Source organism: Streptomyces sp. NPDC034086 (assembly GCF_055575515.1).
In genome coordinates, this window is sequence record NZ_JBVISM010000004.1 from 265,396 (window position 1) to 288,311 (window position 22,916).

The 22,916-nt window shown below is 69.3% G+C and carries 19 protein-coding genes and 4 pseudogenes; 16 read left to right on the forward strand and 7 right to left on the reverse strand.

Features of this window, described 5'->3' with window-relative positions; translation table 11 throughout:
* Positions 1–28: 28 nt before the first annotated feature.
* The gene (locus tag ACZ514_RS13915) at positions 29–1,699 is read right to left on the reverse strand and encodes a condensation domain-containing protein (RefSeq protein WP_469124791.1); all 1,671 of its coding nucleotides are present in this window, start codon (positions 1,697–1,699) and stop codon (positions 29–31) included.
* Positions 1,700–2,307: 608 nt separating this feature from the next.
* Here ACZ514_RS13915 and ACZ514_RS13920 point away from each other — a divergent pair.
* The 9 genes and pseudogenes from ACZ514_RS13920 to ACZ514_RS13960 form a co-directional block, all read left to right on the forward strand.
* Positions 2,308–2,445: pseudogene (locus ACZ514_RS13920) on the forward strand (short-chain dehydrogenase); the annotation flags it as partial.
* Positions 2,446–2,524: 79 nt separating this feature from the next.
* Positions 2,525–2,887, forward strand: a complete 363-nt coding sequence (locus ACZ514_RS13925; protein WP_468697032.1) for a hypothetical protein — start codon at positions 2,525–2,527, stop codon at positions 2,885–2,887.
* Positions 2,888–2,936: 49 nt separating this feature from the next.
* Positions 2,937–4,328: a pyridoxal phosphate-dependent decarboxylase family protein gene (locus tag ACZ514_RS13930; protein ID WP_469124792.1), complete on the forward strand. Its 1,392-nt coding sequence runs from the start codon at positions 2,937–2,939 to the stop codon at positions 4,326–4,328.
* Complete coding sequence (locus ACZ514_RS13935) at positions 4,325–4,669, forward strand: Dabb family protein (protein WP_468697028.1); 345 nt, start codon at positions 4,325–4,327, stop codon at positions 4,667–4,669. Before ACZ514_RS13930 ends, ACZ514_RS13935 begins: the two co-directional genes overlap by 4 nt.
* Before the next feature lies 1 nt (position 4,670).
* Positions 4,671–5,597, forward strand: a complete 927-nt coding sequence (locus ACZ514_RS13940; RefSeq protein ID WP_469124793.1) for a phytanoyl-CoA dioxygenase family protein — start codon at positions 4,671–4,673, stop codon at positions 5,595–5,597.
* A 124-nt stretch (positions 5,598–5,721) separates the two neighbouring features.
* On the forward strand, positions 5,722–6,861 hold the full coding sequence (gene hppD, locus ACZ514_RS13945) for a 4-hydroxyphenylpyruvate dioxygenase (RefSeq protein WP_468697024.1): 1,140 nt from the start codon (positions 5,722–5,724) through the stop codon (positions 6,859–6,861).
* Positions 6,858–8,048 carry an alpha-hydroxy acid oxidase gene (locus tag ACZ514_RS13950; protein WP_468697022.1) on the forward strand — a complete coding sequence of 397 codons (1,191 nt, stop codon included), beginning with the start codon at positions 6,858–6,860 and terminating at the stop codon, positions 8,046–8,048. Before hppD ends, ACZ514_RS13950 begins: the two co-directional genes overlap by 4 nt.
* A gap of 74 nt (positions 8,049–8,122) precedes the next feature.
* Positions 8,123–9,358, forward strand: coding sequence for an aminotransferase-like domain-containing protein (locus tag ACZ514_RS13955; protein ID WP_468697436.1), 1,236 nt, complete (start codon positions 8,123–8,125; stop codon positions 9,356–9,358).
* Between the two features lie 88 nt (positions 9,359–9,446).
* Positions 9,447–10,577, forward strand: a complete 1,131-nt coding sequence (locus ACZ514_RS13960; RefSeq protein WP_469124850.1) for a prephenate dehydrogenase — start codon at positions 9,447–9,449, stop codon at positions 10,575–10,577.
* 219 nt (positions 10,578–10,796) lie between these two features.
* On the opposite strand, the pseudogene ACZ514_RS13965 reads toward ACZ514_RS13960, so the two are convergent.
* Positions 10,797–10,898 (reverse strand): annotated as a pseudogene (locus tag ACZ514_RS13965) (IS5/IS1182 family transposase); the annotation flags it as partial.
* A gap of 786 nt (positions 10,899–11,684) precedes the next feature.
* Between ACZ514_RS13965 and ACZ514_RS13970 the strand changes: the two are divergent.
* The 3 genes and pseudogenes from ACZ514_RS13970 (at position 11,685) to ACZ514_RS13980 (ending at position 14,719) form a co-directional block, all read left to right on the forward strand.
* Positions 11,685–12,445 (forward strand): annotated as a pseudogene (locus ACZ514_RS13970) (HARBI1 family protein).
* Between the two features lie 210 nt (positions 12,446–12,655).
* Positions 12,656–13,873 carry an enoyl-[acyl-carrier-protein] reductase FabV gene (gene fabV / locus ACZ514_RS13975; protein WP_469124794.1) on the forward strand — a complete coding sequence of 406 codons (1,218 nt, stop codon included), beginning with the start codon at positions 12,656–12,658 and terminating at the stop codon, positions 13,871–13,873.
* 642 nt (positions 13,874–14,515) lie between these two features.
* On the forward strand, positions 14,516–14,719 hold the full coding sequence (locus ACZ514_RS13980) for a YkvA family protein (protein ID WP_469124795.1): 204 nt from the start codon (positions 14,516–14,518) through the stop codon (positions 14,717–14,719).
* Here the strand turns inward: ACZ514_RS13980 and ACZ514_RS13985 are convergent.
* Positions 14,689–15,509 (reverse strand): IS5 family transposase gene (locus tag ACZ514_RS13985; RefSeq protein WP_469124796.1). Its coding sequence is split into 2 segments (ribosomal slippage): positions 14,689–15,164 and positions 15,164–15,509, totalling 822 coding nucleotides; the frame shifts between segments, so codons are not numbered across the junction. The two genes, ACZ514_RS13980 and ACZ514_RS13985, sit on opposite strands and share 31 nt — an antisense overlap.
* 65 nt (positions 15,510–15,574) lie before the next feature.
* Here ACZ514_RS13985 and ACZ514_RS13990 point away from each other — a divergent pair.
* Both ACZ514_RS13990 and ACZ514_RS13995 read left to right on the forward strand, forming a co-directional pair.
* Positions 15,575–15,974 (forward strand): annotated as a pseudogene (locus tag ACZ514_RS13990) (transposase); the annotation flags it as partial.
* A gap of 78 nt (positions 15,975–16,052) precedes the next feature.
* Positions 16,053–16,259, forward strand: coding sequence for a hypothetical protein (locus ACZ514_RS13995; RefSeq protein WP_468697432.1), 207 nt, complete (start codon positions 16,053–16,055; stop codon positions 16,257–16,259).
* Between the two features lie 256 nt (positions 16,260–16,515).
* Here the strand turns inward: ACZ514_RS13995 and ACZ514_RS14000 are convergent, their stop codons facing one another.
* Complete coding sequence (locus ACZ514_RS14000) at positions 16,516–17,847, reverse strand: class I SAM-dependent RNA methyltransferase (RefSeq protein ID WP_469124797.1); 1,332 nt, start codon at positions 17,845–17,847, stop codon at positions 16,516–16,518.
* Positions 17,848–18,006: 159 nt separating this feature from the next.
* A complete protein-coding gene (locus ACZ514_RS14005) occupies positions 18,007–20,058 on the reverse strand; it encodes an APC family permease (protein ID WP_468170893.1) in 2,052 nt (683 codons plus the stop codon).
* Between the two features lie 210 nt (positions 20,059–20,268).
* On the opposite strand from ACZ514_RS14005, the gene ACZ514_RS14010 reads away from it, so the two are divergent.
* Both ACZ514_RS14010 and ACZ514_RS14015 read left to right on the forward strand, forming a co-directional pair.
* Entirely contained in the window at positions 20,269–20,937 is a 669-nt protein-coding gene (locus tag ACZ514_RS14010) for a potassium channel family protein (protein WP_468170890.1), read from the forward strand.
* Complete coding sequence (locus ACZ514_RS14015) at positions 20,934–21,596, forward strand: potassium channel family protein (protein ID WP_030859497.1); 663 nt, start codon at positions 20,934–20,936, stop codon at positions 21,594–21,596. The genes ACZ514_RS14010 and ACZ514_RS14015 overlap by 4 nt, the downstream gene beginning before the upstream one ends.
* A gap of 173 nt (positions 21,597–21,769) precedes the next feature.
* Here the strand turns inward: ACZ514_RS14015 and ACZ514_RS14020 are convergent, their stop codons facing one another.
* Positions 21,770–22,486 (reverse strand): DUF3159 domain-containing protein, encoded by a 717-nt coding sequence (locus ACZ514_RS14020; protein ID WP_468697014.1) that lies wholly within the window; start codon positions 22,484–22,486, stop codon positions 21,770–21,772.
* 3 nt (positions 22,487–22,489) lie between these two features.
* Positions 22,490–22,909, reverse strand: coding sequence for an OB-fold nucleic acid binding domain-containing protein (locus ACZ514_RS14025; RefSeq protein ID WP_125816976.1), 420 nt, complete (start codon positions 22,907–22,909; stop codon positions 22,490–22,492).
* Between the last annotated feature and the right edge of the window lie 7 nt (positions 22,910–22,916).

Below are 22,916 nucleotides of genomic sequence, written 5' to 3' on the forward strand. Positions count from 1 at the left end.
GGCCGACGATCCCCCTTCCCGATACGGACTAGCGCGACCGCCTGCCGGCTCCCAGGCTGGGCCGGGCCGGGGGCGCCTCGTCGAGGGACTTGTACAGTTCGGCGACGGACGGCGTCTCGAAGACCTTGGCGACATCCAATTCGACACCGAGCGTGGTGCGGACGCGGCTGATCAGCCGAATCACCAGAAGCGAATGGCCGCCCAGCGCGAAGAAGCTGTCGTGAATTCCCACGTCCTCGACACCGAGAACCTGCGAAAATATCCCGCGCAGGACTTCAAGCCGTTCATCGTAGGGCGTCGTCGGCGCTTCGCCGGTGCGTGCTTCCGAGTCCGCCGCCTCCGCTCCCCGCCTCAGGGACGCCGGAATCTCCGGAATGCCGATGTCGTCAAGGCGCAGCTGCGGACTGGCAACCACCTGGTCGAGCAGAACGGTGAAGCACTCCGTGACCAGGCGCGCCACGTCAGGCGTGAACAGGTCTTCCGCATAGAGGACGGTTCCTCCGATGCCGGCCGGAGCCCCGTGCTCATCGCGCTCTTCCTTGAGCAGGAAGGCGATGTCGAACTGGGCCGCGCGCTCCTCGATCTCCTCGACGCTCACGTCAAGCCCATGGAGCCGGAAGTCCGCTTCGTCGTTGTTCTGCAGCGTCAGCATGACCTGGAACAGCGGATGCCTTCCGGGTACACGCGGGGGGTTCAGGATTTCGACGAGGCGCTCGAACGGCAGGTCCTGATGCTCATGGGCTTCGAGGTTCACCGCCCGGACCCTCTGCACGATCTCGGCGAAGCTCGGGTCTCCCGACGTATCGGTACGCAGGACGAGGGTGTTGACGAAGAAGCCGACGAGGTCATGGAGGGCCTGGTCCGTCCGGCCTGCGATCGCAGTGCCGACGGGTACGTCGTGACCGGCGCCGAGCTTCGACATGAGCGCACCCACGGCCGCCTGGAGCACCATGAACACGGTGCCGGCGTTCTCGCGGGCCACCTCGGCGAGCCCGGCATGCGTGGACCGGGCCAATTCGATCGTGACCGGGATGCCCGTGCGGCTCGCCACCGCGGGACGACTGCCCCGGGTCGGAAGCGTCAGCTCCTCGGGGATACCGTCGAGCTTGGCCTTCCAGTACTCCAACTGCCGGTAGCCGAGACTGTCGGGATCAGACTCGTCGCCGAGGACTTCGCGCTGCCAGAGCGTGTAGTCCGCATACTGAACGGGAAGTTCTTCCCAGCCGACGTCCTCACGCTTCAGTCGCGCGGCGTAGGCCGAACTCAGATCACGCCAGAGCGGAACCATGGACCACCCGTCACCGGCGATGTGGTGGAGGGTGATCAGCAGGATGTGCTCGTCGGGACCCTGCTCGAACAGCTGGGCCCGGAGCGGAATCTCGTCGGCCAGGTCAAAGGGTGCCCGATAGGCCCGCAGGAGTACGTCGGGCACCTGCGATCCCCGGACATCTTCCACCGACAGGGCCGGTATGGCCTCGGCCGGCTCAAGGATGTGCTGATGGGGTTCCCCGTCGGACTCTCGGAACACCGTGCGCAAGGACTCGTGGCGGGCGACCAGGTCCCCCAATGCCCCCTGAAGCGCTTCCCTGTCGAGTGCGCCGGTCAGCCGCAGCGCCAAAGGCGTGTTGTACACCGCCTTCACGCCCTCCAGTTCATTCAGGAACCAGAGACGCCGCTGGGCGAACGAAAGGGGTATCACGAACGAGCTCCTGATGTCGGTCTGGATCGCGCGCCGGAGTCAATCGGCACCACGTAACGCGCCGCGATTCTCGGCATGTAGCGGGAATACGGGGATATCGCGAACAGGCTCCCCGGATGGCACCGTAAGTCCGATTTGACACCGCCCCCGCCGCACCCCTCGCGGTCTGGAATAAATTCCGACAGCCGCGATCGGAGCCAATTCTTCCGAGACGGAAGGATCACCTGGCCCGAGATTCGGTGTCAAGGATGTCGATCTTGATTTGAGCTCGATCTGAGGTTTCCCTGTGCGGTACACGTAACCCCCTTGTCGATCTTGCTGGCGTGGTGCACACTGACAACGCCGCAGGCAGAGGCGGTGGGACGGGCCGCACCGGGCCGCACCGCCCCCCGTGGCGGCCCACCCGTTCGACCCAGCCCCGCCAGCTGACCGGTTCCTCGTCATATACGGCTGAGTGAACCCCGAAGAGGGAAATCGCGACCGCCTATTGACTATCGCCAGCCGCTACGCAGAGCCGGCCAAAGTGCAGCGGAAGTTTTTTCCGGCAATTCGGCGAAGGTAAACGGCGTCACCTCAACGCCGGGCCCCCACCGCACCGCCGGGTCCCGGGCTCCGGCGTGTACGCCGCCGTGAAGGCCGCGGTCACCGCCCTGTCCCACACCACCGCCCTGGACCGCGTCCTGGACGGCATCCGTATCAACTTGATGAGCGCCGGCACCGCTGTCGCGGCAGCCGGCGACCCCTGAGAGACCCGGGTCACAGACCCGACATGGCACCGGCTGCCCGGCCTTGGGCAGCCAGGCGGATCAGAAGAGGAGAAACACGATGGGCGCAGAGAAGGTGACGGTCATCGAGACCTGGAAGCTCAAGGACGAGTTCACCGGGCGCGCGCTGGAACTGATGCAGGTCATGGACGACATCGTCGGCCCGGGCGCGCACGACGACCCGGGCTGGTGCGAGCACGGCCGCTTCTACCAGCTCCAGGAGCGCGAGGCGGAGATCTGGATGATGTACACCTGGCGCAGCCGTGCCGAGCACGAGGTGTTCATCAAGGAAGAGGAGAAGCTGCTCGGCGACTTCTACGAGCAGTACTGCGACGGGCCCCGCGGCATCGTCTACTTCACGGAGCTCCCGGTCGACGTCGAAGCCACCGATCCGCACGCCCACGCGGGCGGCATACATGCCTGAGACCACGGGTGACTGGGCGCCGGCCGACTTCGAACGTCATGGTCGGGAGTTGCTCGCGACACTCCGTCAGCACTTCGAGCTCATCCGGGACGTGCCGGTGGCCCGCCCCTACGAGGCGGCGGAACTGATGAGCCGTCTGGACACGGCCCTGCCGGAGCGGGGAGAGGAATTCCCGCGCATCCTCACGGATACGTGGGAGAACGTCGTTCCGGACCTCGTCCACTGGAACCACCCCGCCTTCCACGGCTACTTCTCCACCTGCGCGAGCTTTCCCGGAATGCTCGCCGAGACGATGACGGCCGCCCTCAACGTCAACTCGATGTTGTGGAAGACCAGTCCGTCGGCCTCCGCCCTGGAGCAGGTGGTACTGCGCTGGCTCGCCGAGCTGGCCGGTTATCCGGGCGACGCGGACGGTCTGCTGGTCAGTGGCGCCTCGCTGGCAACGCTCTACGCACTCGGAGCGGCCCGGGATGCAGCCCTCGACCATGACGTCCGGGAGGAGGGGATGAGCGGGTTGCACGCCAAGGTGGCCCGGATCTACACCTCCGACCAGGCACACAGCTCCGTGGAAAAGGCTGCGATCACCCTCGGAATCGGACTGCGGAACGTGGTGAAAATCCCGTCCGACGACCAGTACCGGATGCGTCCCGACCTGCTGGAGAGCGCCATCGCCCGCGACGTGGCGGCCGGCTTCGTACCGGTCGCCGTCGTCGCCACGGTCGGTACCACCTCCGTGGCATCGGCGGACCCGCTGGAGCCGATCAGCGAGATCTGCCGGAGGCTCGGAGTCTGGCTGCACGTCGACGCCGCCTACGGCGGTCTGTTCGCCTTCGCTTCCCGTATGGGCGGCGCGGCGGAGGATGTGTCGGTCGGCGACTCGTTGGTCGTGAACCCGCAGAAGACGCTGTTCGTCCCGCTGGACTCGACCGCGCTCTACTGCAGGCGCCCCGGTGCGCTGGCCAATACGTACCGGCTCGTCCCGGAGTACCTGACGTCGGTCCACACGGGCGGCACGTTCGACTTCATGGACCTGTCGCCCCAGCTTGGCCGGGGCTTCCGGGCCCTGAAGCTCTGGTGGGTGCTGCGGTCGTTCGGCCGCTCAGGGCTGCGGTCCAGACTGGACCACGCCATGGAGCTGGCGGACCGCCTGCGCGGGCTGGCCGCCGCCGACCCGGACTGGCAGTGCCCGGCCCCGTCGCCCTATCCGCTGGTCTGCCTGCGGTACGCGCCGCAGGGCGGAGTGGGTCCGGGCGCCGGGCTCAACGACCTGAACGCCCGCATCGTCAAGGAACTCAACGACTCCGGCGAAGCCTTCGTGTCCCACTCGGTGATCCGCGACGGCTACGTCATCAGAGTCTCCCTCGCCAACATCCACACCACGGGGGAAGACATCGAGCGTTTGTGGACCGTCCTGAACCGCACCGCGGAGAAGTGCCGATGATCCGGCACATCGTGCTCTTCCGGCTGAAGCCCGGCTTCGACTGGGAGAGCCCCGAGGTCCGCGAGGCGGAGGCGCTCCAGCAACGGATGGCCGACGAGATCGAAGAGCTGCGCGAGTGGCACTGCGGCCGCAACGTCTCCGACCGGCCCGTCGCCTACGACTACGCGGTCATCGGACTGCTGGACGACGAGGAGGCCGTGGCCCGTTACCTCGCTCATCCCTTCCACCACGAGACGGCGGGCAGCTGGACCCCGATCAGCGATCGGGTGATCGCCGACATCGAGGAAGCCCCGACCCCACGGGCAACTGCCGCCTCCCCGCACCACCCTGAAGGAGAATGACGTGTCCGCACCCACCGAGGTCTTCGCGCTGACCGAGGAGGAGCGCGAACTCCTGCCGTCCGACGACGACGTCGCGTTCTACGCCGAGCACGGCTGGTACCTGTCGAAGAAGCTGTTCACCGACGAGGAAACGGCTCTGCTGCGCTCGGCCAGCAAGGAGTTCTACGCGGGACGGCGTGACCGTGTGTTGCCGAAGCGCCCGGCGCGGCTGGCGTACTGGACCCCTGAGAAGGGCGACGTCCAGCGCCACAACGACTACATCCACTACGAGAGCGCCGCGATCGCCCACGTACTGCGCAAGCCCCTCCTGGGAGCGGTGGCGGCGCGGCTGGCACAGGCGGATCAGATCCGGGTGTTCCAGTCGACCCTCATCCTCAAGCCGCCACGGCCCGAGGAGCCCAGCAACGTCGTGCCCTGGCACTTCGACCGGGACTACTGGGCGACGTCGACCTCGGAGCGGATGCTCACGGCTTTCATCCCCTTCCACACCTGCGACGTGCAGATGGGCACCATCACCATGGTCGACGGCAGCCACCGCTGGAAGGAGCTGAGCCGTGACGCCGTCACAGCCCGGCACTTCGTGCAGCTTGGGCGCGATGCCGAGTCGGTCCTCGAACGTACCGCCGAGGCGAACGGTGCGGAGGTCGTCAAGGTGCCGGTGGAGATCCCGGAAGGGCACGTGAGCTTCCACCACTGCCGCACCTATCACGGCAGCTCGGCCAACCGGTCGGCCGAGCCGCGCCGCGCCATCTCGCTGCACCTCCAGGACGGTGCCAACGCGTACCGGGAGTTCCCGCTCGCGGACGGCCGCCTGGCCACCTACAACCACGACGAGCTCGTGCGCAGGACGCCGGACGGGACCCCGGACTACAGCGACCCCCAGTTCTGCCCGGTCGTCTGGGACGGACCCGTGCCTCCGGCCGCGTAGCACCACCCGGTCCCGAGCGGGACAGCCGGCCGGCACCGGGGCGCGCCCGCGCACCCCGGTGCTCAGGGCCGACCCGGCATCGCGCCAACAGATCACTAGCACAGGAAGCACCGGACTGAGCCGTATGACCATTGCAGCAGACTCCGCACGCGACGCACAGCCGCAGCCCGCCGCCGAGCTCCCCGTCGGTGACCTCCGGCTCGATTACGTCGAGATGTACGTCGAGGACCTCGACCGCGAGGCCGCCGAGTGGACCACGCGGTTCGGCTTCGCTGTCGTGGGTACCGCCGGCGGTGCCGAGGAGGGCTTCCGCAGTCTCGCCCTGCGCCAGGGAAGGATCGTCCTCGTGCTCACCGAAGGCACCGACGACGCGCACGAGGCCTCCCTCTACACCGTTCTGCACGGCTCTGGCGTGGCCCGTATCGCCCTGCACACCTCCGATGTCGCGGCCGCCTTCGCGTACGCGGTGGACCGCGGTGCCAAGCCGCTGCGCGAGCCGGTCCGGCTGCCCGGGCCGGGCGTGGTGGCCACCGCCACCCTCTCCGGTTTCGGAGACGTGCTGCACGTTCTGATCGAGCGGGAGGGCCCCGGCGGTCTGCCGCTGGGCTTCCGGCCGGTCTCGTCCGGCTCCAGCGCTCGAAGGCCCGCCTCCGCGGACTCCGGCCTCGAGGAGATCGACCACTTCGCCGTGTGCGTGGGCGTCGGGGAGCTGGACGAGGTCGTCCGGTGCTACCGGGAGGCGCTGGGCTTCAGGGAGATATTCGAAGAGCGCATCGCCGTGGGCTCGCAGGCCATGCTGTCGAAGGTGGTGCAGAGCCGGGAGGGTGACATCACGTTCACGATCATCCAGCCGGATCCGGATGCCGACCCCGGCCAGATCGACGACTTCCTGAAGAACCACGGCGGTGCGGGTGTCCAGCACATCGCGTTCTCCAGCGCCGATGCCGTCGGTTCGGTGCGCGCTCTGGCCCGCGACGGTGTGGAGTTCCTGAAGACCCCGGGGACGTACTACCAGCTTCTCGCCCAGCGTATGGAGCTGCACCGGCACAGCCTGGAGGCGCTGCGCCGGTGGAACCTCCTCGTCGACGAGGACCACGGCGGGCAGCTCTTCCAGATCTTCACCCGCTCGACGCACCCGCGGCGCACCCTCTTCTTCGAGGTGATCGAACGGCTGGGTGCCGAGACGTTCGGATCCTCCAACATCAAGGCCCTTTACGAGGCCGTCGAGTTGGAGCGGCTGCAGCAGAACGCCTCCGCTCGATGACGCCCGGCACCGGCGCCTTCACGCCCGGCGACTTCCTCGCTCTGGCCGACTTCGAACGGGCGGCGGACGCCGTGCTGCCGACGGCCGTACGGGACTTCGTGGCGGGCGGCAGCGGAGCCGAGTCCACTCTCGCGGACAACCGGGCGGCGTTCGACCGGCTGCGGATCACACCCAGGGTACTGCGCGACGTATCGGACTGCAGCTGTGCGACCACCCTGCTGGGCAGCCGGGCTGCCATGCCGGTGGCAACCGCACCGGTCGGCTACCAGAAGTTGCTGCACCCCGAGGGTGAGCTCGCCGCGGCGCGCGCCGCGGCGGAGGCCGGCATCCCCTTCACCGTCGGCACGTTGAGCAGCTACACGGTTGAGGAAGTCGCGGCCATCGGGGCGACGACCTGGTTCCAGCTCTACTGGCTGCGTGACCGCGAGCAGTCGTTCGACTTGGTGCGCCGCGCCGAGGACGCCGGGTGCCGCGCTGTGATGCTGACCGTCGACGTGCCGTGGATGGGCCGGCGCCTGCGCGACCAGCGCAATGGCTTCGCCCTGCCGGACGACGTCGTGGCCGCGCATTTCCAGGTGGGGGCGGAATCGGCCGCGCACCGGGCGGCCTCGGGCGAATCCGCGGTGGCCCGGCACACCGCCGCGGCCTTCGCCCCGTCCCTCAGCTGGGCTGACCTGGAGGCGCTTCGGCGCCGCACCCGGCTGCCGCTGCTGGTCAAGGGCGTACTCGATCCCTCGGACGCGGCCCGGGCGGTCGAATCGGGTGTGGACGGCATCGTCGTTTCCAACCACGGCGGCCGGCAGCTCGACGGGGCCGTGGCGAGCATCGACGCGCTGCCGGAGGTGTGCGCGGCGGTGAACGGGCGTTGCGAGGTGCTCCTCGACAGCGGTGTCCGCAGCGGGGTCGACGTGCTCAAGGCCCTCGCGCTCGGAGCGAGCGGCGTCCTGCTCGGCCGTCCGCTGCTCTGGGGACTCGCGACGGGCGGCGCCGAAGGAGTGCGCAGGGTCCTCGACCTGCTCGCGGCCGAGGTGCGGGATGCCCTCGGGCTTGCGGGGTGCTCCTGCCCCGAGGCCGCGGGCACCCTGCGGGTGCGGCGGGACGCGATGGCCGCGGACCGTACCGGAACGGCCCGCGCCCGCACGACGTACATGGACAGGAACAGTCACGAAGAGGTGGTCTTGCGGTGACCCAGCGGTATCCGGCGGCTCTGTTGCACACGGCGGAGCTGCACGCGTCCCTTGAGGACAAGACGCTCGGCTCGATGAACTTCCTCAACGAGATCGCCCAGCGGTTCCCCGAGGCGATCTCGTTCGCTCCGGGACGTCCCTTCGAGGGCTTCTTCGACACCGAACTCGTACACGACTACCTCCGGCGCTTCGAGCAGTACCTGAGGGAGGAAAAGGGGTACGACGAGGCGCAGGTGCGCCGGACCCTGTTCCAGTACGGGCGGACCAAGGGCGTCATCCACGAGCTGATCGCCCGCCACCTGGAAGTGGACGAGGGGATCACCGTGGATCCGGAGTCCGTTGTGGTCACCGTCGGCTGCCAGGAGGCGATGTTCCTGGTGCTTCGTGCCCTGCGCGCGGATGAGCGGGACGTGGTCCTCGCGGTGTCGCCGAGCTACGTGGGACTCAGCGGGGCGGCCCGGCTGGTGGACATGCCCGTGCTCGAAGTGGCCGGCGGGCCGAACGGCGTGGACCTCGACAGCCTTGAGCGCGGGGTGCGCGAGGCACGTGCGCGCGGTCTGCGTCCCCGCGCCTGCTACCTGGTCGCCGACTTCGCCAATCCCTCGGGCATCAGCCTCGATCCGGAGACCCGGCACGCACTGCTCGATCTCGCGGAGCGGCTCGACCTGCTGCTGCTGGAGGACAACCCGTACGGCTACTTCGACGCGGACGGCGTGCGGCTGCCCACGATGAAGTCGCTCGACACCCGGGGCAGGGTCGTCTACCTGGGATCGTTCGCGAAGACCGGTCTGCCGGGCGCCCGGATCGGATACGCGGTGGCCGACCAGCGAGTCCTCGGCGCCGACGGCCGGGAGGGGCTCTTGGCCGACGAACTGTCGAAGATCAAGAGCATGCTCACGGTGAACACCTCGCCCATCGCCCAGGCAGTCATCGCGGGCAAGCTCCTGGTCCACGGCCTGGATCTGTACAGCGCCAACGAGCGCGAGATCGCCCTGTACCGTGACAACCTGCGGCGCCTGCTGGCGGGCCTGGAGCGGCACTTCCCGTCCGACGGCGGTTCAGGGGTTACCTGGAACGTACCGCGCGGCGGGTTCTTCATCGTGCTGACGGTGCCCTTCCCGGCGGACGACGCGCTGCTCGAGGTCTCCGCGCGCGACTACGGCGTGCTGTGGACCCCGATGAGCTACTTCGGATCCGATCCGCAGACCGCTTGCCAGCTCCGTCTTTCCTTCAGCCAGGTCGACGGGGCACAGATCGATGAAGGGCTCGAACGCCTCGCCGCTCTCCTCTCCGCCCGACGGCAGGGCTGACCGAAACGGCCGGCGAGCTGTGGCCTGGCGGGGTAGCGACTGAGCCGACCGGGGCCTTGTCCATTCGATCAATTCGGGGGGATCCATGTTGCGTAGTGCCGCTGTCGTCGGAACGGGTCTGATCGGCACTTCGATCGCTCTGGCGCTTTCCGCCAAAGGCGTCGTCGTCTATCTCATCGACCAAGAACCCATGGCCGCCCTGACCGCCGCGGCTGTTGGAGCCGGGCGTGCCGAGGAACCACCGGAAGCGGTCGACCTGGCCATTCTCGCGGTACCGCCGGCGAAACTGCCCACCACGCTCGCGCAGGCACAGAAGCGCGGGCTGGCCCGAGCCTATACAGACGTCGCCAGCGTCAAGGCGCACCTCATGGCGGATGTCGTCGACCAGGGCTGCGACCTCACGTCATTCGCGGGAGGTCACCCCATGGCCGGCGGGGAACGCTCCGGTCCGCTCGCCGCGCGCGCCAACCTGTTCGAGGGGCGGGTCTGGATCATCTCCCCCCATCCCGCGACTTCGGAGCAGGCCCGACAGGCCGTCGAAAGTCTGATCGAGATGTGCGGCGCGCATCCGCTCGTCATGAGGCCAGACGAGCACGACGCGGCAGTCGCCCTGGTGTCCCATGCCCCGCACATGGTCGCCAGCCTCATGGCCGCGCGCCTGGAGCATGCCGCGGAGTCGCAGATCAGACTGGCAGGACAGGGAGTGCGCGACGTCACCCGCATCGCGGCGGGCGACCCCCGGCTGTGGCTCGAAGTCCTGTCCGCCAACGCCGGCACCGTGGCGGACACCCTCACCGAGCTGGCCTGCGACCTGGACGGAGTGATAGCCGCGCTGAGACAACTGGAAACCGGTGCCGAGGGGAAGTCCGACGGGGGTGCCGAGGCTCTGCTCGACGTGCTGAACCGAGGCGTCGCGGGCCGCGAGAGGCTGCCGAACAAGCACGGTGCGCCGAAGGCGGATTACGTGACCGTCACGGTACCGGTGGGCGACCAGCCAGGGGAGCTGGCCCGTCTGTTCGCCGACATCGGAGCGACCGGGGTGAACGTCGAAGACGTCTTCATAGACCACGATCCAGGAAAGACGACCGGGGTGGTGGAATTGGTGGTCACACCTGAGGCCGCTGACGCCCTTTCACGGAACCTGGAGGACCGTGACAGGATCGCGATCGGGCTTCTTGAGGGGGCATCCCAGTTCTCGCACGCGATCGATCAGCCATGAGGACCGGCACCGCTGCTATCCGGTGGACTGGGCGGCACAGGAGCGAGCCCGCTCCGACCGGTGGCGGATGGCCGGGCCCGGACGCAGCACATACATGTTGTTGATCGACGATCAAGAGATCGACGTCTCACCACCTACCGTGCGCGAGCTCGTCAGGCCCCTCCCCCGAGGCCCACTGAGTCCTTCTCGTAACGTCTCGTGCCGGTTCGTGATCTTCGCTCATGCGGTGCGGTCGTGTTCGAGGTGGAGGAGGACGAGGGCGGCCCGGGCAGCGGTGGGGTCGAGGCTGGCCCTGCACAGGGCCTTGAAGGTGACCTTCAGCTAACAGGTGTGCGGCGCCGACGGGGATACTGGCCCCAAGTGCCACCGCCCGGCAGGTGGACCGGTGGGTGGTCATATGTCCCGGATGCGCTGTCTCCACCACGCCGCCGCAGCCCATGCGCTCACCGATGCGGCCCCAGGATTGGGCAGGGTGCGGTGCAGGAACTCCGCATCGAGGCGTGCGACGACGCTGTGCAGCCGCCTGTGCGCTGTGGGCGACAGCAGACGGAGTGCGTCTTCGAGGGTGTCCCGAGCCTCCACCGGGTCACAGCAGCAGGCTTCGAAGGGGAGATACAGGTAACGGCCGGGGCGCCGCAGAAACCTCTCGTACCGGTGCAGAGCCTCAGCAACAGCACCGGGCCCCAGATGCTGGGCCTCGATCCGGTGGATGGCCGCCTGGGTTTGGCGGGGAATGCCTGGTATCTGACGAATGGGGCGAGTCGTGGTGCGGGCTGGCCATCGCTGAGCGCGGACAGCGCCGGGCGGCTTACGCGCCATCAGCCTTTCGGATAAGCGTCATGGCGGTCAACCTATCAGGACCCACGAGCGGGGCGCGCAGGGTCTCCTGGTCGGCCCGGCGCAGGGATGCACGTGCTCACTGGAGGCCACGGACGACACCGTGTGCAGGTGGTCGCGGGTGGTGACCCGACGGGCAGTGGTGCGTGAAGCCCCTGGTAGGAACGGGTCTGCGGAGATCAGGTTCCGGCCGGGAGGCTTCACGTGTCGTCCAGTATCGCCTACACCGCCATCCTCGATGTCCGCAGGGGGACCGCCGAGCATCGCGCGATGCTGCTGCGCGACCACCGCAGGCGACTCGGCACCCGCAAAGGGCACCCGCGCCCTGGGCGTCTTCAAGCAGGCCGTGCTGGTACTGCGCTGGTTCGTTGACGGCACCCGGCTCGTCCAACTCGCCCGGAACAACGGCATTGCGACCCCCACCGCCTACCGCTACCTGCACGAGGGACTGACCGTACTCGCCGACCAGGCACCCGACCTGTCCACCGCACTGGAACGCGCGGCGGCGGCCGGATACACCCACCTCAACCTGGACGGCACGGTGATCCGCACCGACCGCGTGGCCGCCGCCGGCCAATGGCGCGGACCTGTGGTGGTCCGGGAAACACGGCCACCACGGCGGGAACGTACAGGTCATCGCGGCCCCGGACGGCTGGCCGCTGTGGGTGTCGCCGGTCCGCCCGGGCCGCGAGCACGACACCACCTGCGCCCGCGCCCACGGCCTGGTCGACGCCCTCAACCGGCTCGCCGCCACCTTGGGCATCCCCACCCTGACCGACCTCGGCTACGAGAACATCGGCGACGGGTTCCGCCACCCGGTCAAGAAACCCCGGGGCGGCGAACTCGCCGAGCCGGACCGGACGTTCCACGCGGTAATCCGCAGCGTGCACGGCACGGCAGAGCGTGCGAACGCCCTGCTGAAGGTCACCTTCAAGGCCCTGCGCAGGGTCAGCCTCGACCCTGCCGCCATCACCCGCATGGCCCGGGCCGCCCTCGTCCTCCTCCACCTCGAACACGACCGCACCGCCTGAGCGAAGATCACGAACCGTCACGAGACGTTACCGAGCAGGTCACGACAGCTTCTCGCAGCCGGGAGTAGTGGAGACGCTCCAAGATCGGCAAGTGATCATTGTTCCTGATGGGGCTACCGCGCGTGGGGAAGCAGTCGCAGACTGACCGGGCGTGGTTGGCCAGGGCTGGTCGCCGCGTCTGCATCTCGGCCGACCCTAAGGACTGTGTTCGTGAGCGAGCGCGTGCTCATCCCCCGCAACCGGGGCTTCCTCTTCCTCGACTCCCACCCGGCGGGCTGCCGGCAGCTGGTGGCCGACATGTGGCAGGCATGCCCCGCGCCGGCGGCCGGCGTGCTGGAGGGTGACGGGCCGGTCGCGCTCATCATCGGGTCCTCCGCCGGATACGGACTCGCCGCCACGCTCGCCGGACTCAAGCGCGCCGGCATCCGCGGAATCGCCGTCTCCTTCGAGAAGGCACCCACCGAACGGCGTACCGCCACGGCCGGCTGGTACCGCACCGCCGCCACCGCCGAGATCGCCCGCACCGCCGGCCGGGACCTGGTCTTCCTCAACGGCGACGCGTTCTCGGACACCATGAAGGAGCAGGTCGCCGACCTCATCGAGGAGCGCTTCGGCGGCCGGCTGGACTTCCTGGTCTACTCCGTGGCCGCGCCGCGGCGTACCGATCCCGTGACCGGCACCACCTACGCCTCCGTCCTCAAGCCGATCGGGCAGGCGAGCCGCACCAAGACCCTGGTCTTCGACGACCAGGGCGCTCCCGAGGTCCGCGAAGTCGAGACCGGTCCGGCCGAGGGAGACGACATCGAGCAGACCGTGGCCGTGATGGGCGGCGCGGACTGGGAACGCTGGATCGACCACCTGGCCGGCCGGGGCCTGCTCGCCGACGGATTCGCCACCGCCGCCCTGTCGTACATCGGCTCCCCGCTGACGGCGGCGATCTACCGGCAGGGCACCATCGGTGCCGCCAAGGCCCACCTGGAGGCCACCGCCCGCACCCTGAACGAGCGCCTCGGCAAGACGGTGGACGGGCGGGCGGTGACCTCCGTCAACGGCGCCGCCGTCACCCAGTCCTCCACCGCCATCCCCGGCATCGCCCTCTACACCGGCCTGCTGCGCGGCGTGCTCGGCGAGGACCTGGTCCCGCCGATCCGCCAGCTCGCCTCCCTGTGGGACCAGTTCACGGGCGCCACCCCGCTCGCACAGGACGACGAAGGCCGGATCCGCCTGGACACCTGGGAGTTCGGCGACGGCGTCCAGGACGCCGTCGCCGAACGCTGGGAGGCCGCCACGACCGACACCATCGCGGGCCTCGCCGACCTCGGCTGGTTCCGCGCCGAGGTCCAGCGCCTGTACGGGTTCTCCGTCCCCGGCGTCGACTACAGCGCGCCGGTGGCCACGGACGTCCCCTGGCCCGACCACACGCCCTGACCCGTCCCCGGGAACGCGAAGGAACACCCGCTGATCCTCGCCGCTTCGGTTGCGGTGATGAGACGTCGCTGATCCCGGCGCGGTGGTCGTGCTCTCCAGGTCCTTCGCGTCAGGGCGGGCAACGTTGGTGGCAAACCGTCGAGGCGGTGAAAGGCCGTGGCCATTTCGTGCCTCCAGGGCTGGTAGCTGGTATTCGCGAGCGCAGGCGTCGGTCGGCGCGGGTGAGACGGGCGGCGAGGAGTCCGGGGCAACGTGCTGCAGCGGGAAACCAAGGGCCTGGTCGCGCGGATGGAGGACACCAGGTCGCGATCCATCCCGCGGCGATGGCCGCCGGGACCTCGCTCGGCTGGCTCCGGCTTCCCCGTCGTGTTTTTCGCGGGTCCCGCAAGAGGGCCGCTGCCCTCCGGGCCCGGCATGACTTTTGCCCCCTGTCGAACGGATGACCTGGAGGTGGTGTCACCGGGCCCGAGGGGCGTCGTCGGAGACGCTGACGAGAGGTCCGACCACCGCCTTGCCGGGCGCAATGCCCGACCGTTCGGGACCGCAGGGCTGCATCACACGGATGTGCGAGAACGGCCCCGACGCCCAGCAGCACCGCAACGAACGAGTGGGGGCACGTCGGTCGTCACCGAAGGCGTGGGCGTGCTCGGCTACGCCGACGACGCCATCGCGGGCGCCGCGGTCCTGCGCTCGGTCACCCGCCACACCGGACCCGGCGCCCTCACCCGCCACTGGCCCGGCGCCGAGGACGGACTGGCCGCTGGCCACCTCACCGCCCTGCCCGCCACCCCGCCCCTCTGCCCTAAGACCGTGTCCTATGTGGTGAGGCGGACGAGTCGCTTGTAGCAGCAGATGGCGGCTGCCAGCCCGAGAAAGGCCAGGTAGTTACCGGATTGGCGCTCGTAGCGCCGGTTGAGCCGGCGGTAGCCAGTCAGCCAGGACATGGTCCGCTCGATCACCCATCTGCGGCGTCCCAGGCGTTCGCTGGACTCGATGCCCTTGCGGGCGATGCGGACGCCGATGCGCTTGCCGCGGAGCCATCTCCGCAGGTGAGGGATGTCGTAGGCCTTGTCGGCGTGCAGCCGTTGAGGTTTGAAATGACGGCCGCGGTGGGGGTCGTGTCTCGTTTGGTGACCCATGATCATGGGCTTGAGAGCTTCGCTGTCGTGGACGTTGGCCGCGGAGACGCCGACGAGGAGGGGCAGTCCGTTCGCATCCGACAGGATGTGCATCTTAAAACCCGGCTTGCCTCGGTCCACGGGGCTCGGACCTGTGTGTTCGCCCCCTTTTTGGCTCGAACGTGGGCGGAGTCGAGCACCGCGCGGGAGAGGTCGAGGAGGCCGGCGTCGTCGAGGCGGTGCAGGATCTCCTCGTGCAGCCGGCCCCAGACACCGGCTCTCGACCAGATCAGGAACCGGCGGTGGGCCGTCGACTTCGATATCCCGAAACACGGCGGCAGCGACCGCCAGGCGCATCCGCTGACCAGGACGTAGATGATGGCCGCGAACAGGGTCTCATCGGGCGTGTCCTGCGTTCCGCCGCCCTGTGGCCGGACCCTCGACGGTGGGATCAGCGGCTCCGCGATCTCCCACAGCCCGTCCGGCACGATCCAACTCCCGCCCCATGTCGAGGTCAACGACGCCTCACCACATAGGACACGGTCTAAGAGGCCATCTCAATTGGCTCGGCAGCCTATGGAGCATGGCAGGGATCGTTGAACGGCTGGTGCCGGATGAGTTGTGGGAGCTGTTCCAGCGGGTGCTTCCGGAGGCTCCTTCGCGGCCGCAGGGTGGTGGCCGGCGTCGGCATGGTGACCGTGAGGTGCTGGCTGCGATCGTGTTCGTGGCGACCTCCGGGTGCACGTGGCAGCAGCTGCCCGCCGCGTCATTCGGACCGTCCGGGGCCTCGGCCCACCGCCGGTTCGCCGAGTGGTCGAAGGCTGGGGTCTGGGCCAAGCTGCACCGCCTGGTCCTCGACGAGCTCGGCTCCCGGGGCGAGCTGGACTGGTCGCGCTGCGCGATCGATTCGTCAACATGCGGGCAATGAAAAGGGGGACCTGACAGGTCCGAATCCTGTCGACCGGGGCAAGTACGGGTCGAAGAACGCCGAGGCGTACCGCGTCAGGCACTTCGAGGCGCAGGAAGCGACATGGCGCCACGCCACCCGACTGACGGAGTACGTGAACGCTGCACGCACCCGCGTCGAGGCCATGCCCCCAGGCCAGACCCGGACCGAAGCCGAAGCCTGGATCGACTGGGCAGCAGCCCGCGTCGAGCGCCTCGACCCACTGAACACACCGCCCCGGCTGCCCGACATTCCCGAGCCGCGCACCGACGACCTGAAGCCCTTCCTCGGGCACTGGAGCCCCTACGGCCCCACCTACTGACGCCCGATCCGCCACACGTCCGGCCCGCCGAAGTACGGCAGCAGCGCGCCTGCCACCGCAACCAGCGGCGGGCCCCGTAACCCGGCGGAATCTTCTTCAAGCTCCCGTGAAACCAGCCCACGGGAGCGCGCCTCCCAGCCGGCGTGACCTGCACGATCAGCCACGTGACGTCCCGTCAGAACGAGCGTCATTTCAGCGTCAAGATATCGCCCTTAACGCCCACACCGCACATAATGCGCACGGGAGAAACCGCAGGTCAGGAGCCCTTTTCGGCAGGCTCCAGGATCGCGACGCACTCGACATGATGGGTCATCGGGAAGAGGTCGAAGACGCGCAGCGTGCGGACCTTGTAGCCCGCTTCGCGGAAGTAGCCCAGGTCGCGGGCCAGGGCTGCCGGGTCGCAGGCCACGTAGGCGATGCGGCGGGCCGAGAGGCTCGCGATGTGGCGGACCGTCTGCTTGCCCGCGCCCGCGCGGGGCGGGTCCAGGACGACCAGGTCGCATTCGGTGATGCCGGTCTTGGGGAGGGCCGTGTCGACCTTGCCCTGTTCGATGCGGACCCGGGGGAAGTCCGCCAGGTTGTGGCGGGCGTCCTCCACCGCGCGCTTGCCCGACTCGATGCCGAGGACGGCCCCGGTCTCGCCGAGGCGCTCCGCCAGCGCGCCCGCGAAGATGCCGACGCCGCAGTAGAGGTCGAGGGCCATCTCGCCCTTGCGCGGCATCAGGCCCTGCATGACGGCCTTGATCAGGGTGTCGGCGGCCTGGGGGTGGACCTGCCAGAAGCCGCCCATGCCGACGCGGTACGTGCGGCCGTCCGCGCGTTCGCGGACGAAGGGGCGGCCGTGGACGCGGTGCACCCCGCCGTCCTTCTCCTCCACCCGCAGGACGGAGACCGGCTTGTCCAGCTCGACGAGCGGGAGGCGGCCGCCGGGGCGGGGGGTGAGGACGACCTGGCGGTCGTTCGAGCCGGAGGCGGCGATGGCCTCGACGGTGGCCATCTGGGGCCAGTCCTGCTTCTCGATGCCGAGTTCCGAGACGCCCGGGGCGGCGATCATGCAGTGGTCGACCGGCTCGATGTCGTGCGAGCGGTGCTTGCGCAGGCCGGCCCGGCCGGTCTCGTCGATCGCGTACTGGACGCGGGTGCGCCACTGCGGCACCTGGCCGGCCGGCAGCTTGTCGCCCTCGGCGGGCATGACGGTGCCGTCCCAGCCGGCCTCCTCGGGGGTGAGCCCGGCGAGCCGCTTCAGCTGCTCGGCGACGACCTCGCCCTTGAGGCGGCGCTGGGCGCCCGGCTTGGCGTGCTGCCAGTCGCAGCCGCCGCACTTGCCGGGGCCGGCGTAGGGGCAGGGGGCCTCGACCCGGTCCTTGGAGGCGGTCAGGACCGTGACCGCGTCGGCGCGCAGGAAGCGGGAGTCCGCCTCGCCCTCCGTCACGCGGGCGACGACCTTCTCGCCGGGCAGGGTGTGGCGGACGAACAGGACGCGGCCGTCCGCCGTACGGGCGATGCAGTGGCCGCCGTGCGCGACGGGGCCGACCTCGACCTCGTACTCCTCCCCGACCAGTGACTGCTTCTCGTTCTGCTCGGTCATGGTGAGGAGGCTCCAAGGAAGTGGATCGAAGAAAAGAAACGGCCGGAGGACCGACCCACCAGTTTACGTGGATCTCCTCCGGCCGTTCGCCACCGGCTTCGTGCCCGCTCGGACGCCGCCGCTCGGACGCCGCACCCCCGCCGGCGCCCCCCGCCGGCGCTACTTCGCCGATTCCTTCGGACGCTGCCTCGGGGTGTCGACGGGACCCCGGCGCACCGCGCCCGGGGCGTTCCACTCCTGGCGCTTCTTCGCCCGCCGCTTGGCGAGCTCCGAGGACTCCAGCTGGTAGGGCACCGAGGTGACCATCACGCCGGGCGTGAACAGCAGCCGGCCCTTGAGGCGCAGGGCGCTCTGGTTGTGCAGCAGGTGCTCGTACCAGCGCCCGACGACGTACTCGGGGATGTAGACGCTGACCGCGTCGCGCGGGTTCTCGCTGCGCAGCCCCTTGACGTACTCGACCACCGGCCGGGTGATCTCGCGGTAGGGGGAGTCGAGGATCTTCAGCGGGACGTTGATCCCGCGCCGTTCCCACTCGGTCCGCAGGGCCTTGGTCTCGGTCGGGTCGACGCTGATGCTGAGCGCCTCCAGGGTGTCCGAGCGGGTCAGCTTGGCGAAGGCCAGCGCGCGCAGGGTGGGCTTGTGGACCTTGGAGACCAGGACGATCGAGTGGACCCTGGAGGGCCGCACGCTGTCGTCGCTGGGGCCGTCGTCGGCGGCGATCTCGGCGGCGACCCGGTCGTAGTGCTTCCGGATCGCGGTCATGGTGCCGTAGAAGATCAGCATGCCCAGCAGGGCGACCCAGGCCCCGTGGGTGAACTTGGTGGCGAGGACGACGACCAGCACCATGCCGGTGAAGAAGGCGCCGAAGGTGTTGATCGCCCGCGAGCGGATCATCCGGCGGCGGGCGGCCTGGTCGCGCTCGCTCCTCAGGTGGCGGTTCCAGTGCCGGACCATGCCGATCTGGCTCAGCGTGAAGGAGACGAACACGCCGACGATGTAGAGCTGGATCAGCTTGGTGGAGTCGGCGTCATAGATCCACACCAGCAGTATGGCGGCGCCGGCGAGCAGCACGATGCCGTTGGAGAAGGCGAGCCGGTCGCCGCGGGTGTGCAGCTGGCGCGGCAGGTAGCGGTCCTGGGCGAGGATCGAGCCGAGCAGCGGGAAGCCGTTGTAGGCGGTGTTCGCGGCCAGGAACAGGACCAGCGCGGTGGCCGCGGCGAGCAGGATGAAGAGGAAGCTGCCGCTGCCGAAGACGGCTTCGGCGACCTGGGAGATCACCGGGTGCTGGACGAATCCGTCGCCGACCGGTACGCCGTTCTCCAGCAGGTTCGTCGCGGGGGCCTCGGCCATCTTCACGTCGGTGGCCATAGCCAGGCCGATGATCCCGCAGAACATGGTGACGGCGAGGGCGCCCATGAGGGCGAGCGTGGAGGCGGCGTTCTTGCTCTTGGGCTTGCGGAAGGCGGGTACGCCGTTGCTGATCGCCTCGACACCGGTCAGCGCGGCACAGCCCGAGGAGAAGGCCCTCAGCAGCAGGAAGACCAGCGCGAAGCCGGCGAGCCCCTGGTGCTCGGCCTTGATCTCGAGTCCGGCGGTCGGGGCCTGCATCGTGTCGCCCTGCACGAGGCCGCGCCAGGCACCCCAGGCGATCATCACGAACACGGCGCCGACGAACACGTACGTCGGGATGGCGAAGAGCTTCCCGGATTCCTTCACGCCGCGCAGATTCATCAGCGTGAGCAGCAGAATCATGACGATCGCGGAGAGCACCTTGTGCTCGATGACGAAATCGACGGCGGAGCCGAGATTCTCCACACCGGAGGAAATGGATACGGCGACGGTGAGGACGTAGTCGACGAGCAGGGCGCTCGCCACGGTGAGGCCCGCCGCAGGTCCGAGGTTGGTGTTGGCCACCTCGTAGTCGCCGCCGCCGCTGGGGTAGGCGTGGACGTTCTGCCGGTAGGAAGCGACCACCGTGAACATCAGCACGACGACCGCGACCGCGATCCACGGGCTGAAGTGGTACGCCGACACACCCGCGATGGACAAGACCAGCAGTACCTCGCCCGGGGCATATGCCACCGAGGAGAGGGGGTCGGATGCGAACACGGGGAGGGCGATCCGCTTGGGGAGGAGCGTCTCCCCGAGGCGGTCGCTGCGCAGCGCCCGGCCGATCAGGATCCGTTTGGGCACGTCGGTCAGTTTGGACACGCAGAGGATCGTAAGCGTTCGAAATGTGGCTGACGAACCCCCTGCCCCCGATCCGCACCAATGCGCCGCCAATGAAGCACCTGTCGGACCCCAAAGGGGCACACTGGTGACCGCCCGTGTGTAGCTTGGGCCATGGTCTGAGACCCTGATTAGCCAGAGCATGCAATGAGGCTGGAAACCAGCGAGCCGCTGTCAGCCGGAAGGACGGCCGTGCACATCGTCATTATGGGCTGCGGAAGAGTGGGCTCCGCCCTCGCGCAGACCCTGGAACAGCAGGGGCATACGGTCGCCGTGGTCGACCAGGACCCCACCGCATTCCGCCGGCTCGGGGCCTCCTTCGGCGGCCGCCGCGTCACCGGTGTCGGCTTCGACCAGGACACGCTCCGCGAGGCCGGGATCGAGGAGGCGGGCGCCTTCGCCGCCGTCAGCAGTGGTGACAATTCCAACATCATCGCGGCGCGCGTGGCCCGGGAGATGTTCGGTGTGGAGAACGTCGCCGCGCGCATCTACGACCCCAAGCGCGCCGAGGTGTACCAGCGTCTCGGCATCCCCACCGTCGCGACCGTACGGTGGACCGCCGACCAGATGCTGCGCCGGCTGCTCCCCTCGGGCGCGGAGCCGCTGTGGCGCGACCCGAGCGGTGGCGTGCAGCTCGCGGAGGTGCACACCTCCCCGGCGTGGATCGGGCACAAGGTCAGCAAGCTGCAGGACGAGACCGGCGTCCGCGTGGCGTTCCTCACCCGCCTGGGCGAGGCCACGCTGCCGACCTCGCAGACGGTCCTCCAGGAGGGCGACCTCGTCCACGTGATGATGCGCACGGACGAGATCGACAAGGTCGAGGCGGCCTTCGCCGAAGGCCCCGAGGAGGCACACGCATGAGGGTCGCCATCGCCGGAGCCGGGGCCGTGGGCCGCTCCATCGCGGGAGAGCTGCTGGAGAACGGCCACGAGGTGCTCCTCGTGGACAAGGCGCCGACCGCCATCTCGGTGGAGCGGGTGCCGCAGGCGGAGTGGCTGCTCGCCGACGCCTGCGAGATCACCTCACTCGACGAGGCCGCCCTACAGCGCTGCAACGTGGTCATCGCCGCGACGGGCGACGACAAGGTCAACCTGGTCGTGTCCCTGCTCGCGAAGACCGAGTACGGGGTCCCGCGCGTGGTGGCCCGCGTGAACAACCCGAAGAACGAGTGGCTCTTCAACGAGTCCTGGGGCGTCGACGTCGCGGTCTCCACGCCGCGTCTGATGTCGGCCCTGGTCGAGGAGGCCGTCAGCGTCGGCGACCTGGTGCGGCTGCTGCGCTTCAGCCACGGCGACGCGAACCTCGTGGAGCTGACCCTGCCGGCCGACTCCTCGGTCGCGGGCACCCAGATCAGCGAGATCACCTGGCCCGAGGACACCTCGCTGGTCACCATCATCCGCGGCAACCGCGTGCTCACCCCGCACGGCGAGGAGACCCTGGAGCCGGGCGACGAGCTCCTCTTCGTGGCCGCCCAGGCCCGCGAGGAGCAGCTGGAGGACCTCCTCCAGGCCCGGCACTGAGCGCGTAGGACCCTCGGCCGCGCGAACCCGCCGGCCGAGGACCGGCCGGCGTAGGCCCGAGGACCGGCCGGCGTAGGCCCGAGGACCGGCCGGCGGACGGCAGAGGGGCGGGGTGACCGGATGGCCCGGCCGCCCCGCCCCTCCCGCGTTCCGCGGCTCCCGCGTTCCGCGGCTCAGCCCCGCTTCTCGCGCGCGGCCAGCTCCTCCGCCTCGTACTCGGCGATCACGTCGATCGGCGGCGGCGCCTTCGCCAGGAAGACCCAGGTGAAGTACACGGCCAGCACCATCGGCGGGAGCTTCAGCGCGATCAGCACCCAGCCCAGCTGCGTCTCGTCGCCCCACCAGTACAGCGGGAAGAGGATCGCGTACTTCGCCAGGAAGATGAGCCCCCAGGCCAGGCTGGCCTTGGTGTACGCCTTCTTGCGCCCGGGGTTGCGGGTGCGCCAGGAGAGGTTCTCCTTGAAGACCGGCCCCAGCATCACCCCCAGCAGCGGGAAGCCCACCAGCGCCGAGACCGTGAACGCCAGGCCCAGGCCGACCCCGTAGATCATGCCGGGCAGGTAGAAGCCCTTGGCGCTGCCGGTGAAGAGGGCGAAGGCCACGCCGACGCCCACCCCGAAGACCCCGCTGAAGGCGTGCTTGACGGTGTCCTTGCGCAGCAGCCGGACGACGACCAGCAGCACCGCGACGACGCCCGCCGCGATGGCGGACATCTTCACGTCCTTGTTGATCGTGTAGATCATCACGAAGAGCAGGCCGGGGAGCATCGTCTCCACGGTGCCGCGGATGCCGCCGAAGGCGTCGAAGAGGGCGGCCTGGGTGACCGCCTTCTGGTCGTCCGCGGGCACGGCGCCCGGGTCCGGCGTGGTCGGTTTGTCGAGTGACGTCACCGGTCAGTGCTCCTGTCCGAGCGGTCGGAGTTCGTACTTCGGGTTGAAGAGCACCCGGCGGCCGTGGCTCATCGAGATCCGGCCCGAGGCGATCATGCGCCGGCCGGGCTCGATTCCCACGATCGAGCGACGCCCGAGCCAGACCACGTCCAGCGCCGCCGAGCCGTCGAACAGTTCGGCCTCCAGGGCGGGCACGCCCGCGCGCGGGCGGAGGGTGACCGTGCGCAGCGTGCCGGTCACCTTGACTATCTGGCGGTCGTGGCAGTCGCAGATCCGCGTGCACCCCGCGGCTTCTGCGTCCTCCTGCAGTTCCGCCGAATGCAGCTCCTCCTGGGAGGTGGAGAGCCGCTCTATCATCCGGCGGAACCGGCCCGCCGGCCTGGCCGGTTTCGCGGGCTTCTCGGGACGCGGTTCAGCACTCATACGGGAA